The organism is Tabrizicola sp. BL-A-41-H6, assembly GCF_050632395.1.
Lineage (GTDB): Bacteria > Pseudomonadota > Alphaproteobacteria > Rhodobacterales > Rhodobacteraceae > JAUYQR01.
Genome location: NZ_CP192600.1, coordinates 1061027 through 1074813 on the forward strand (window position 1 = coordinate 1061027; position 13787 = coordinate 1074813).

The following is a 13787-nucleotide window of genomic DNA, read 5'->3' on the forward strand; positions in this document are numbered from 1 at the left end:
CTGTGAGGATCAGATTGGCGCATGTGCTGTCCGTGCGCTGTTCCCTGGGGAACTCAGGAAATTTTTCTGGTCAGATTTCAACCGCGCCGGACTCTTCGGCGATGCGCAGCAGCTGGGCTGTCTCGCAGATCAACAGATCGCCGTCACGGCGAAGAGCGCCTTCGTCGAAAAGATCGTGCAGGGCACGGTTCAGTTTCGGCCGGCTTGCCCCCAGCATCGCTGACAGTTCCGCCTGATTGAGCCGGACGCGCAAATCGCAGCGCGCAGGAAGCACATCGCCATGCGCCTGCTTCAACCCCAGAAGCACAAAGCGCACGAGCCGCGAGCGAAGATCATGCAGCGCGATGGATTCCATCTGGAAGTTGGTCGCGCGCAACAGCGAACACAGGTAGCGCGACATTTCCAGTCCAAGGCGCGGGTCTTCATCCATCGCGGCAAGGAAAGCGTCCCGCCAGATCACTAGACCAAGGGTGGGTTCCATCGCCGTGGCATCGGCCGAGCGGGGCTGCCCGTCAATCAGGGCTACCTCGCCGACCACACCATTGGGGCCGATAGTGCCGAGCAGGATCTCGCGACCTGCCGCGCTGACAAGCGAAAGGCGCAGGCGGCCCGACACAACCAAAATCATGTGGCTGCCCGCATCGCCGCGCAGGAATACTGCTGCACCTGCTGGCCATTCGCGCCAGACCGAGAGTTTCGACAAGGACGTCAGCGAGGCTGTGTCCAGGCTGGCAAAAACCTCGCACGACCTTAGCGCGGCCATGGCCTGACGCATTGGGCCAGCCTTCGGTTCCTTCATGCGCGGCCATCCGGCATGTTGCTGGACGGCAAAGCGACCATCATGCCTTGCGGAAATGCTGGCAACGTCTTGCCGGCGCAAAGCGGTTCGCAGAGGGAAGGCATTTCAAGCTCCGTGAAGGTGTCAGACGTCTCGGGGAACGGGAGGCAACCGGCACATCACTCACGCGACAGTTCTAATGCAGATCGGATGGCGAAGCCAACCCTTGCCGCCCCTTCAGGCGACCCGGTCAAAGGGGATGCATGGCTTTGTGATGCGCCCCGAAGAACGGTTCCTTCGACCGCACGTCTTCGGGCACCCTGACCAGATCGTCACCCAGCTTTGCCTTCGCTGCAGCAAGTCGGTTGGATAGGTCCGCATCTGTCGGAACCTGCCAGTCGGGAGCCGTTTCAAGAAAACCGTACCGCACCAATTCCTGCCCGAGACGGGCGAAGTCCGTGCTGACCAGTGCGCCGAACCATGATGAATTTCGCCCCATCCCGCGGGAGGCAACGTACATGTCGCGGTGCGCTTCGATTACGCGCGCTTCGCACCCGGAAAAAGCGTGCAACTGGTCGGCCAGCGCCCACGCATAGAATTCGCGGCGCGAGATGATGGCGACCCTTGCGCTGGCTGGTATCGCCGTCGCTGCGACATGCAGCGCCGAGCCGTCAACGGCGATCAGGCGGCGGGCCGAACGGTAGGTCGCGATCTGGTCGGCCAGCGAGGCCTGCTGCGGGTGGAAAACGTGATACCCCGCCGCCGCCAAGGCGCGCTCTATCTCGGACTCGAAAAGGTGGTTGCCCTTCCAGCCAATTCGGGTGCGGGAGATGTAGATGTCGCGTGGGGCCGCGTTCGGCTCGATGCGGGCGGCGTTGTCGCGCAGGAAGCGGCGCTGCTCTTCGAGGCCCAGGAAAAGGCTCGGATGCGTCGACAGGCCCTGCTGTGGGACATACAGCGTCTCGACCCGTTCGGTGGCGCCGGTGGTGACCACCGGGATGCCCGGTTGAAACACATCGAGCGTCAGGCGAAGGTTACGCGGAAGCGCCGCGTCGCCCTTCGGTTCGATCGAATGGCGTTCGTGAAAAAGGATGCCACGCAGCGGCACGCCGTCCTCCAGCAGGCGGCGGATCGCCCAGAGCCGCGACGCCGAATAGATCAACCCGTGGCCGAAATGATGGTAAAGCTGGCCGCCAAACAGCCACGCGCCGTCACGCTGGCCGGACGGAGCTTCGGGAACCGGCGGTGACGGCGAAAGGGAGCCGCCGATCGACACGGTCTTTGACAGTTCCACGAGCGTCCCATCGGGTCGGAACACGCCGCAGATCTGAGGCAGCCCGCCCATATCACCTTCACGCGGCGGGCGCATGATTGCCCCATCGACCCGTTCGATCCGCGCTTGCGGCAAATCGTTCGGCAAGACACCGCTGAAGTCGCTCATCACTGCTCCCAGCGTCGGGATGACATGGGGATAGATGCACGGATGGCTGCGATGTTTCAAGCCTTGGCGCTTGCCGGCGCGGCTCGGGAATTCTTGCGCGCTATGCGCATTTCTGCGACGTGTCGTGCTGAGCGGTTTTCGGCCCGAGCGGGCGTCCGGCAGTGGAGCGAGGGGCATGCAGATTTTCGGCCATTGCCGGTTTTCTTGGTTTGGAATCTCTGACACCGGACGTGAGCTGACGGGTATCGAGGACGCCCACCTTCGGCTGTGGCATCCCTTGCGGATGGCAATCCGGTTTCACCTGTTCGAGCATCTGATGCTTCCCAGCCTTGGTGCACAGACCGATCAGGATTTCACTCTGCTGGTCACCGTGTCCGAAGATATGCCCGAGGTGTTTCATCTGCGGCTTGAGCGGGTTGTGGTGGCGTATCCCTTTGTCCGACTAAACCGCACGATGTCACGCGACTACGCCAAGCTGATCGCCCCCTTCATGCGCGAAACCACGGCGGACGGAACGATCCAGTCGGCACATTTCCGTCTGGACGATGATGATGCCGTTCCGTCCAGCTACATCGCCCGGCTGAAGCGCGATGCGGATCGTGTCGATACCGGCGGTTTGGTCTGCTATCCGTCAGGCGTCGTCGGCTTTCTTGATGGACAACAGGCCAAGCACGGGTTCCGCTCGATTTCCTATCACGCGCAGGGGTTGGCGCGCATCGCCGGGCCCGGCGTACTACGTTCGCCACTGCACATGCAGCACCGCGACATGGGCAACCATGTACCAAGCTATGTCGACCCGACCTTCACGGGCTTTCATTTCACCCAGCACAGCGTCAACAATACGCTTGGCTACGGCGAAATCGTCCATTCCGGCAGCGACCGCCGGCTGGTGGATCGAATGACCCGGAACAACCCGGACCTTTCCACTGGAATCGTCTCTCCGCCTCGGTGTGACGAGGCGATTGCCGTCGCTTTTCCTTTCACCGACGGGCCCGGGATCCGCAAGATGCTCGAAGCGACCACGACCCCGGCGCAGCTGTGTGAGGAGATGGGATTTGCGCTTCCGTGAGCGTGGCGGGCAACCATGAACAGTGAGGACCCCGCGCCAGCCCACCGACAGGCACTGCACCCCGTGACCCTGCCCGGTGGGCGTGTGGCCTTGCGGCAGGCCGAGGGGAGGACAATCCGGATCGGATGGCCGGAATTTGGCCAGCCGATGTTCTACCCGATGCGGATGGTCGGTGTGACCGACGCAACGCTGCGAGTGGCGCATGATATGGGGACTGACGGCGAACAGATCGAAGAGATCGACATGCAATACCGATGGTCGATGGCCCCCGCGATTCGTCAGGTGCAGCCTTACATCATGTATGGTCAATCGCTAGCGCTTAGCCTTGGTCACGATATGCCATTGACCGACACGCCGATTGCACCGGGGCGGGCGCTTACCTTTGCCAACCCCGGCGCTGGCGCGCAAATGTCGGTGTCAGAACGTCCAGGCCGTGACCAGCGTGATTTTGGTCCGTGTCACTTTCCGCAAAGCGACCTTGACCGGCTGGAAGATCTTGCGGAAGGGCCCGGCGAAAGTCCGGTCTCGGCTGCGGTTGCAGGGCTTCTGGCAGGGTTGCCGGCCGATACCGGTGTCGTGGCCACCAACCATGGGCGCGGGGGTGTGGCGATGCGCAAGCTTCTGCCGCGGCGGATCAGCGCGTCGAGTGGCATTCAGTACGCCGGGATCTTGCGGGCCTTGGCGCGCACGCGGCAGTTCTGCGATGTCCACGGCTGCACGATGCGCCAGCCGATCATGTCCTTCATCCACGGCGAGGCGTTTCAACCCGACGATTGGCGGCTTTACGGCGACCGGATTGTGTCGCTACAAACCGCCATGACCGAGGATTTCGGCCTGATCACGGACCTCGACGCTCCGGTTTTGATGTTTGTCGATCAGGCGAGGGTAGCCTTCCGTCCGGACGACAGGCTGCACCGCAATGCCATTCCGGCCGCTGTCGCGCAGTTGCGCGCTTCCTTGGCACATCCGGGGCGCATCTTCTGTGTAGGGCCGAAGTATTTCCTTCCGCGGCGGTCGACGGTCAAGGGGCGGGGCGATCCGGTGCATCTTGTTGCTGCGGCGTCGCGGTTCCTTGGAGACTATCATGGCCGCGCGATCCGGCAGACACTTTCGGGCAGCGGTTGGGTGCCCCTCCATGTGGCCGGCTACGCCCGCGAAGGGCAGGCGATCCGGCTGACGGTGGCCGGGGGGGACGGAAGCCCGCTGGCAATTGATACCGAAACCGTTTCGCGCACCGCGAACAGCACCTTCGGGTTTCGCTGGATGCAGGAAGGCGGCACCGAGCGTCAGGTCGTTGACGTCGCCGTGGACGGGCGCCAGATTCTTGTTTCTCTGGATGCCGATCCGGGCAGGGCCGGGGTTGATTTCCGCAAGGCTGTGCTTGCGATCGGCCTTGTTGCCGACCTGCCCTTGCGCGATGAAGGCCCGCTGACGGGCGGGCGCACGAATGTCCGCGACGGGGCCGCAGACATTGGCAGCGGCGGCGAGCCGATGTTCAACTGGCTTTGCCATGACTGGATTTGGGAAACGGAGGACGGCTCTGCTACATGAGCCGCGGTGCGCGTATGGCATGGGAATTCTGGATCGACCGCGGCGGCACGTTCACCGACATCGTTGCGCGTGACCCCGATGGGCGGCTGCTGACCCGTAAGCTGCTTTCGGAAAATCCCGAACGCTATGCAGATGCGGCCGTTGCAGGCATCCGCGAATGCCTTGGCCTGAGCGGCGACGAGCCGATTGCCACCGGAACAATCGCTGCGGTGAAGATGGGCACCACAGTCGCGACCAACGCTCTTCTGGAGCGCAAGGGCGAACGGGTTCTGTTGCTGATCACCCAAGGGTTCCGCGATCTGCTGCGGATCGGCACCCAGGCGCGGCCTGCCTTGTTCGATCTGCACATACGGCGGCCCGACCTGCTTTACGAGCGGGTCGAGGACGTTGCCGGCAGGCTGGATGCGGAAGGCCAGGAGGTTCGCCCGCTTGACGAAGACGGCGTTCGCCGCGCCCTGGGCGATGCGCACGCGGCCGGCATCCGGGCGGTGGCGGTGGCGCTGATGCATGGTCACGTCAATCCCGCCCATGAACGTAGGGTCGGCGAGATCGCGGCCCAGATCGGCTATAGCCAGGTGTCGCTGTCACACCAGGTAAGTCGGCTGGCAAAGCTGGTTCCCCGTGGCGACACGACGGTGGTGGACGCTTATCTTTCTCCCTTGCTTGGACGGTATGTCGCGCAGGTCGAGGCGGCATTGGACATGGGGCGCGCGACAGCCCGGCTGTTGTTCATGCAATCGAATGGCGGATTGACAGAGGCGGGACGGTTTCGAGGCAAGGACGCCATCCTGTCGGGCCCGGCGGGTGGTATCGTCGGGATGGTGCGGGTTGCCGAGGCGGCGGGCCACACTCGGCTGATCGGGTTTGACATGGGAGGCACGTCAACCGACGTCAGCCACTATGCGGGTGAATATGAACGCTCGTTCGAGACCGAAGTTGCGGGTGTGCGGATGCGCGCGCCGATGATGGACATCCACACCGTGGCGGCCGGGGGCGGCTCGATCTGCGCGTTTCGCGACGGGCGCTATCAGGTTGGCCCGGAAAGCGCGGGCGCTGACCCGGGACCGGCCAGCTATCGGCGCGGCGGGCCTTTGACCATTACCGACTGCAACGTGATGCTCGGGCGGCTTTCACCCGCTCATTTTCCGGCCGTCTTCGGGCCGAACGGCGACGAGGCGCTGGATCTTGATGTGGTGCGCGCGTTGTTCACCCGACTGGCGGCGGACATAGCGGCCGAAACCGGCCAGCTTGCCGCGCCGGAAATGGTCGCCGAGGGTTTCCTGCGGATCGCAATCGACAACATGGCCAACGCGATCAAGAAGATAAGCGTACAGCGCGGCCATGACGTGACGGGCTACACGCTCAACTGCTTTGGCGGGGCAGGCGGTCAGCATGCCTGCGGGGTGGCTGATGCGCTGGGCATGAGGAAGGTTTTCATCCATCCGTTCGCGGGCGTGTTGTCTGCGTTCGGGATGGGCTTGGCCGACCTCAGGGTGCATCGCCAGACACAGTTCGATCGGCCTCTGATGGCGGCAGACGAGGCCGCCAGTATCCTGACCACGTTGCAGGCCGAGGCGCAGGATGAGCTTTTGGCGCAGGGCGTGGCTGAGGCGCGCGTGTTGACGCGCGCCCACCTGCGCTACGACGGTTCGCATCAGGCGCTGGAGGTTCCCTTCGGTTCACAACAGGCCATGTCCGCAGCGTTTGCCGCCGCGCATCAGGCGCGCTTCAGTTTCACCTCGCCTGAACGCGCGCTTTTATTTGAAAGCCTGTCGGTCGAGGCGATCGGCGGTGGCTCGGACATGCCGCAGCAGTCGGTCGGACAGGCCGCGCCGGTTCCCGTGGATCAACTCATGGTGTGGACCGGCGGAGCCTGGGCGAGCGTGCCACTGTTTGACCGGCAAGACTGCGGAACCGACACCCGCATCGAGGGGCCAGCGGTCATCCGCGAAGCGACTGGCACCATCGTGCTTGAGCCGGGCTGGATTGGCCAAGTGGATACGCATGGCAATCTCATGCTGACGCGAACCGAAGCGGTCACCCGGGCACCTGCTTCGGGAACCACGGCCGATCCGGTGCTGCTGGAGGTTTTCAACAACCTGTTCATGTCGGTTGCAGATCAGATGGGGGCCACGCTTGCCAATACGGCATGGTCGGTCAACATCAAGGAACGGCTGGATTTTTCCTGTGCGATCTTTGATGCGAACGGTGATCTGGTGGCGAATGCGCCGCATGTGCCGGTGCACCTTGGCTCGATGAGCCACGCGGTCAAGGTGGTGATGGCGGCGGTAGCAAATCAGGCGCGCCCCGGCGATGCGTGGATGCTGAATTCGCCCTACAATGGCGGCACGCATCTGCCAGACGTCACCGTCATCACCCCGGTTTTTGTCGGTGGCAGACCGGCTTTCTGGCTTGGTTCGCGTGGGCATCACGCCGATATCGGTGGCCGCACGCCCGGCTCGTCACCCCCTGACAGCCGCCATATCGAGGAAGAAGGCGTGCTGATCGACTTGTTCCCTCTGGTAGTGGAAGGCCGCCTGCGTGAGGCCGAAACCCGCGCACTGCTGACCTCGGGGCGCTATCCGTGCCGGGCGGTGGACCAGAACATTGCCGACCTCAAGGCCCAGGTCGCAGCGAATGAAACCGGGCGACGCGAACTGCTGCGCGTCGCGGAGGCCTACGGCGCGGACGTTGTCGCCGCTTACATGGGCCACGTCCAACGCAACGCCGAGGATTGCGTTCGCGCAGTGATCGATACGCTGCGTGACGGGTCATTCACATATCCGATGGATATCGGTTCCGAGATCAAGGTGCGCGTTTCGGTTGACCGCAAGGCGCGGCGTGCGGTTGTCGATTTCACCGGCACCAGCGCGCAGCAAGCAGGCAACTACAACGCACCGAAGGCGGTGACGCGGGCGGTCGTGCTGTATGTGTTCCGCACGCTGGTTGGCAAGGCGATACCTTTAAACGAAGGCTGCCTCGCACCGCTGGACATCATCGTTCCCGAAGGTTCGATGCTGAACCCGCGGGCCCCTGCTGCTGTGATCGCGGGCAATACAGAGGTCAGTCAGGCCGCCTGCAACGCGCTTTACGGTGCCTTGGGCGTGATGGCGGGCAGCCAGGGCACAATGAACAATTTCGTCTGGGGCAACGCGGCCTTCCAGAATTACGAGACGATTGCCGGTGGCACCGGGGCCGGGCCGGGCTTTCCGGGTTGCGATGCCGTGCAAAGCCATATGACCAACACCCGGATGACAGACCCGGAGATCTTGGAGAAACGCTTTCCGGTGCGTCTGGAGGCCTTTGGCGTTCGCGAAGGGTCCGGTGGCGAGGGGCACTGGCGCGGCGGCAACGGCGCGGTGCGGCGGTTGCGGTTTCTGGAGCCGGTTACGGTAACCACCCTTTGCGGCAGCCGGATCATCCCGCCGTTCGGCGGCGATGGGGGCGGGCCGGGGGCGGTGGGCGAAAACCGGGTGATCTGGCCGGATGGCCGCGTGGAGGTGCTGCGTGGCAACGACGAACGCGATCTGCCCGCTGGCGCGGAGTTCGAGATGCTGACGCCCGGTGGTGGTGGCTGGGGCCGTTAAGGCCTGCTGCCGCCGGTGGCCTCGGTCACCTGATCGGCGGCAGCGCGGACCAGCGCGCCGACGCGAGTGGCGTCGGACAGGCCCATTCGGAAGGCGGGGCCGGATACCGACAGACCTGCCACTGGCTCACCGTAGGCGTTGAAGATCGGGGCCGCGACGCAGCGCATGCCTTCGGCGCGTTCCTGATCGTCGATGGCAAAGCCGCGCTCGCGGGTGCGGGCAAGGTCGCGCAGTAGGGCGGTTTCGGTGGTCAGCGTCAAGGTGGTGAACTTCGGCAACCCCTGGCGCGCGATGATGTCGCTGGCCCGGTCCTCGGGGTACCAGGCCAGCAGCGCCTTGCCGATGCCCGAGGAATGCATCGGGCCCTTGGTGCCGGGGGGAAAGAAGGCGCGGATCGCTTCGTGGGTTTCAACCTGCGCCAGAAACAGCACCTCGCCGCGGACCTCCATGCCAAGGTTCGCGGTTTCCCCGGTGTCGCGCATGAGCTGGTCCATTGGTTGGCGGGCGCGTTCAACCACCTTTGTGCGGCGGAGGAAGGCGGTTCCCACCCGGAACGCCCCGGCGCCAATGTGCCAGACCTGGCCGGGTTCTTCGACCTCGACCATGCCGTGGCCTTGCAAGGTGACGAGGGCGCGGAAGACGGTGGCGACGGCTTGGCCGGTTTCTTCGGCAAGTTCGCTCAAGGTCCGGCCCGGCCCTTGGGCGAGATGTTCCAAAAGCCCAAGCGCACGGTCCAGCGCCTGCACGGTGTTCTGATCCGTCTTGTCGTTGAACGCCTTGGGTCGACCGCGTGGCTTGACCGACATTTTTCGCCTCACATTCTGGGATCAGGCAGGCTGAAAAACCGCGACCTGCTGTAATTGCTTGGAAATACCATGAGTGCGTCAGGATGAAAAACATTTTCGAAAAAATAGGAGATGCGGGCCCGGTGGCGTAGAAAGAGGGTGTCCCGAAGTGGAGAAACGCCATGTCCTACCAGAATCCCGTCTTTATCCCCGGCCCGACGAACATTCCCGAAAGTGTCCGCAAGGCCTGCGATATGCCGACGATCGACCACCGTTCGCCTGCGTTTGCCCGGGTGTTCAAGCCGGCCGTCGCGGGGGTGAAAAAGGTTCTGGGAATGGCCGAGGGCGAGGTCATCATCCTGCCGTCCACCGGAACCGGTGGCTGGGAGGCGGCGATTTCCAACACGCTGTCACCAGGTGACATGGTGCTTGCGGCGCGGTTCGGGATGTTCTCGCACCGCTGGATCGACATGTGCCAGCGACATGGGCTGAACGTGCAGATCATCGAAACCCCTTGGGGGCTGGGCGCGCCTTTGGGGGAAATCGCGGCGGCGCTGAAGGCCGACACGGGCCACAAGATCAAGGCGGTGCTGGCGACGCATAACGAGACGGCGACGGGGGTGAAGTCGGACATCGGCGGCATCCGCCGGGCGATGGGCGACCATCCGGCGCTGTTCTTTGTGGACGGTGTTTCATCCATCGGGTCGATGCTGTTCGACATGGCTGGATGGGGCGTGGATATCGCGGTGGCGGGCAGCCAGAAGGGCTTCATGCTGCCGGCGGGGCTTGCGATCCTTGGGGTCAGCCCGAAGGCGATTGCGGCGATGGAGACGGCAAAGCTTCCAAGAACGTTCTTTGATTTCAGGGACATGCTGAAATCATATGCTACCGGCGGTTTTCCCTACACGCCGCCCGTGGGGCTGATCAACGGTCTGGCCCATTCGGTGCAGCTTCTGGAAGACGAGGGGCTGGAGTCGGTCTATGCGCGCCATGCCCGCATCGCGGAAGGCGTGCGCAGGGCGGTCAAGGCTTGGGGCATGACGCCATGCGCGGCCTCGCCGGACCTTTATTCCGACACGGTGACGGCGGTTGTCGTGCCTGCGGGTTGCAACGGCACGGACCTAGTGCAGCTGGCCGCATCGAAATACGGCGTCGCGTTCGGCGTGGGTCTGGGTGAAGTGGCCGGCAAGGTGTTCCGCATCGGCCATCTTGGCAGCCTGACGGATGTGATGATGCTGTCGGGTCTGGCCACGGCAGAGATGTGCATGGCCGACCTCGGCTGGCCGATTACGCTTGGGTCAGGTGTGGCAGCAGCGCAGGAGTATTACCGCAACGGGGCGAAGGAGGCGGCGAAAGCCGCAGCGTAAGATGAATGATATGGCACCTTTGGTTATTCCAACCTTTGACGATGTGATTGCAGCACATGATCGCATTCGTCCCTACATTCATCGCACCCCAGTGTTAACGTCGACTTACTTCAACGATCTGACCGGGGCGGAGCTGTTCTTCAAGTGCGAGAACTTCCAGAAGGCGGGCGCGTTCAAGGTGCGCGGGGCGTCGAATGCGGTGTTCGGGTTGCGGGACGACCAGCTTGCCAAGGGCGTGGCGACCCATTCCAGCGGCAACCATGCGCTGAGCCTGTCCTATGCGGCCGGGCGGCGGGGCATACCGTGCAACGTGGTGATGCCGCGCACCGCGCCGCAAGCCAAGAAGGATGCGGTGCGGGGCTATGGCGGGGTGATCGTGGAATGCGAACCATCCACCTCCAGCCGCGAGGCGGTGTTTGCAGAAGTGCAGGCCCGGACGGGGGCGGATTTCGTGCATCCCTATAACGATCCGCGGGTTATCGCGGGGCAGGCGACATGTTCGCGCGAGTTGATGGAGCAGGTGTCGGGGCTGGATGCGATTATCGCGCCTATTGGCGGAGGCGGCATGATTTCAGGCACTTGCCTGACGGTGTCCTCGATCGCGCCGGAGGTTGATGTTTATGCGGCGGAACCGAAGAACGCGGATGACGCCTTCCGCAGCTTCAAGGCTGGCCACATCATTGCCGACGACGCGCCGGAAACGGTGGCGGATGGGTTGAAGGTGCCTTTGAAGGACCTGACCTGGCACTTCGTCAGCCATTACGTGAAGGACGTGTTCACTGCGACCGAGGATGAGATTATCGACGCGATGAAGCTGACCTGGAAGCGGATGAAGATCGTTATCGAGGCCAGCTGCTCGGTGCCGCTGGCGACAATTTTGGCCAACCCGGAGGTCTTCCGTGGCCGCCGCGTGGGGGTCATCATTACCGGCGGAAACGTCGATCTGGACACTTTGCCTTGGATGAAAGGATAACACCATGAACAGCCATTCGAACTTTGCGGGTCTTGAGGTCGGCTATGACATCCCCGCCCTGCCGGGGATGGACGAGAAGGACATCCAGACGCCCTGTCTGGTGCTGGACCTTGATGCGCTGGAGCGTAACATCAAGAAAATGGGCGATTATGCGCGGGCCCACGGGATGCGGCACCGGGTGCATGGCAAGATGCACAAGTCGGTGGACGTGGCGCTTTTGCAGGAAAAACTGGGCGGGTCGGTCGGCGTTTGCTGCCAGAAGGTGAGCGAGGCCGAGGTCTTTGCGCGGGGCGGGATCAAGGATGTGCTGGTCAGCAATCAGGTGCGCGATCTGGCGAAGATCGACCGGCTGGCGCGGTTGCCGAAGCTTGGGGCGCGGACGATCTGCTGCGTGGACATGCTGGACAACGTGGCGGACCTGTCGGCGGCGGCCGTTCGGCACGGGACGACGATCGAGTGTCTGGTGGAAATCGACTGCGGCGCTGGGCGCTGCGGGGTGAAGACGACGCCGGAGGTTGTGGCGCTGGCGAAGGCGATCGCCGCAGCACCGGGGCTTAAGTTTGCTGGTATCCAGGCCTATCAGGGCGCGATGCAGCATATGGACAGCTATGCCGACCGGAAGGCGAAAATCGACCTGGCGGTGGCACAGGTGAAGGACGCGGTGGATGCGCTGAAGGCCGAGGGGATCGCCTGCGACATCGTTGGCGGCGGCGGCACGGGGAGCTATTACTTCGAGAGCAATTCCGGCGTTTACAATGAGTTGCAGTGCGGCAGCTATGCCTTCATGGATGCGGACTATGGCCGGATTCTGGACGAGAACGGCAAGCGGATCGACCAGGGGGAATGGGAAAACGCGCTGTTCATCCTGACCTCGGTCATGAGCCATGCCAAGGCGGACAAGGCGATTGTCGATGCCGGATTGAAGGCGCAGTCGGTGGATTCGGGGCTGCCGGTGATCTATGGGCGCACGGATGTGAAATACGTGAAATGCTCGGACGAACATGGGGTTGTGGAAGATCCGCAGGGCGTCTTGAAGGTCAACGACAAGCTGAAGCTGGTGCCGGGACACTGTGATCCGACGTGCAACGTGCATGACTGGTATGTCGGTGTGCGGGGTGGCAAGGTCGAGGTTGTGTGGCCGGTTTCGGCACGGGGCAAGGCGTATTGACGCTGTCAGCAAAGCGTCTGGCATGTGTATGGCAGGCGTATGGCAAACTGACCCGCCGGGAGCCTCCGGCGGGGATATTTTCGGACAGATGAAAGCGGTAAAGAGATGCTGATCGTACCCGAGTCGCTGATTGCCGGCCTTGTTTCACCGGCTGATGCCTTTGCCGCCGTCGAGGCGACCTTTGCGGCGATGGCGCGCGGTGAGGCCTACAACTTTCCGGTGGTGCGCGAGGCGCTGGGCGAGGGGCGGCAGTATGGGTTCAAGTCCGGGCTGGACCGGGCCGGCGGGCAGTTGGGCGTGAAGGCGGGCGGGTATTTTCCCGGCAACGCGGCCAAGGGGATCATCAACCACCAGTCGACCGTGTTCCTGTTTGACCCGGAGACGGGGCGGCCGACGGCGATGGTCGGCGGTGGGCTGCTGACGGCGCTGCGGACGGCGGCGGCTTCGGCGATTTCGATCGACCGGCTGGCGCGGGCGGATGCGCGGGTGCTGGGGATGGTTGGCGCCGGGCATCAGGCCGGGTTCCAGTTACGTGCGGCGGCGCGGGTGCGGCAGTTCGACAAGGTCATTGCGTGGAACCTGCATCCCGACATGCTGCCGAAGTTGGGGGCGATTGCGGCGGAGCTTGGTCTGCCGTTCGAGGCGGTCGGGCTGGAGCGGATGGTGGAGGCGGATGTGATCATCACGATCACATCAAGCCCGGCGGCGAGTTTGATGAGCGCCCACGTGGCGGAGGGCACGCATCTGGCCTGCATGGGGACCGATACGGTCGGAAAGCAGGAGGTGGAGCCGGCGCTGCTCGGTCGCGCCACGGTCTTTGCCGACGAGGTGGCGCAATCGGTGAGCCTTGGCGAGGCGCAACATGCGGTGGCGGCGGGGCTGCTGGATGCGACGGCGATCACTCCCTTGGGCGAGGTGTTGACCGGGGCGCATCCGGGGCGGACGTCTGACCGGGAGGTGACGCTTTTCGATGGGACCGGGGTCGGGTTGCAGGATCTGGCCGTCGCGGCGATGGCGGTAAAGCGGGCCGAGGAACGCGGGCAGGGAATCCGCGTCGAGGTCTAAGGG

The 13787-nt window shown here is 63.7% G+C and carries 10 protein-coding genes; 7 read left to right on the forward strand and 3 right to left on the reverse strand.

All coding sequences use genetic code 11. The features are described from left to right. Positions 1 to 70: 70 nt before the first annotated feature. The gene (locus ACROUL_RS05315) at positions 71 to 799 is read right to left on the reverse strand and encodes a Crp/Fnr family transcriptional regulator (protein ID WP_431298478.1); all 729 of its coding nucleotides are present in this window, start codon (positions 797 to 799) and stop codon (positions 71 to 73) included. A gap of 229 nt (positions 800 to 1028) precedes the next feature. After that, complete coding sequence (locus ACROUL_RS05320) at positions 1029 to 2219, reverse strand: glycosyltransferase 61 family protein (protein ID WP_431298479.1); 1191 nt, start codon at positions 2217 to 2219, stop codon at positions 1029 to 1031. 175 nt (positions 2220 to 2394) lie between these two features. Here ACROUL_RS05320 and ACROUL_RS05325 point away from each other — a divergent pair, with 175 nt between their 5' ends. From ACROUL_RS05325 to ACROUL_RS05335, 3 genes are read left to right on the forward strand one after another with little or no spacing between them, the layout of a single operon-like run. Further along, positions 2395 to 3288, forward strand: a complete 894-nt coding sequence (locus tag ACROUL_RS05325; RefSeq protein ID WP_431298480.1) for a glycosyltransferase — start codon at positions 2395 to 2397, stop codon at positions 3286 to 3288. Positions 3289 to 3303: 15 nt separating this feature from the next. Next, a complete protein-coding gene (locus tag ACROUL_RS05330; RefSeq protein ID WP_431298481.1) occupies positions 3304 to 4839 on the forward strand; it encodes a hypothetical protein in 1536 nt (511 codons plus the stop codon). Next, positions 4836 to 8426: a hydantoinase B/oxoprolinase family protein gene (locus ACROUL_RS05335; RefSeq protein WP_431298482.1), complete on the forward strand. Its 3591-nt coding sequence runs from the start codon at positions 4836 to 4838 to the stop codon at positions 8424 to 8426. The genes ACROUL_RS05330 and ACROUL_RS05335 overlap by 4 nt, the downstream gene beginning before the upstream one ends. On the opposite strand, the gene bhcR is transcribed toward ACROUL_RS05335, so the two are convergent. Next, entirely contained in the window at positions 8423 to 9232 is an 810-nt protein-coding gene (gene bhcR, locus ACROUL_RS05340) for an HTH-type transcriptional regulator BhcR (protein ID WP_431298483.1), read from the reverse strand. The two genes, ACROUL_RS05335 and bhcR, sit on opposite strands and share 4 nt — an antisense overlap. A gap of 161 nt (positions 9233 to 9393) precedes the next feature. On the opposite strand from bhcR, the gene bhcA reads away from it, so the two are divergent. From bhcA to bhcD, 4 genes are all read left to right on the forward strand, one after another. Further along, complete coding sequence (gene bhcA, locus ACROUL_RS05345; RefSeq protein ID WP_431298484.1) at positions 9394 to 10578, forward strand: L-aspartate--glyoxylate aminotransferase BhcA; 1185 nt, start codon at positions 9394 to 9396, stop codon at positions 10576 to 10578. Between the two features lie 10 nt (positions 10579 to 10588). Continuing rightward, positions 10589 to 11551, forward strand: a complete 963-nt coding sequence (gene bhcB, locus ACROUL_RS05350) for a beta-hydroxyaspartate dehydratase BhcB (protein WP_431298485.1) — start codon at positions 10589 to 10591, stop codon at positions 11549 to 11551. A 4-nt stretch (positions 11552 to 11555) separates the two neighbouring features. Next, positions 11556 to 12719, forward strand: coding sequence for a 3-hydroxy-D-aspartate aldolase BhcC (gene bhcC, locus ACROUL_RS05355; RefSeq protein WP_431298486.1), 1164 nt, complete (start codon positions 11556 to 11558; stop codon positions 12717 to 12719). A 105-nt stretch (positions 12720 to 12824) separates the two neighbouring features. Further along, complete coding sequence (bhcD, locus tag ACROUL_RS05360) at positions 12825 to 13784, forward strand: iminosuccinate reductase BhcD (RefSeq protein WP_431298487.1); 960 nt, start codon at positions 12825 to 12827, stop codon at positions 13782 to 13784. Positions 13785 to 13787 lie beyond the last annotated feature (3 nt).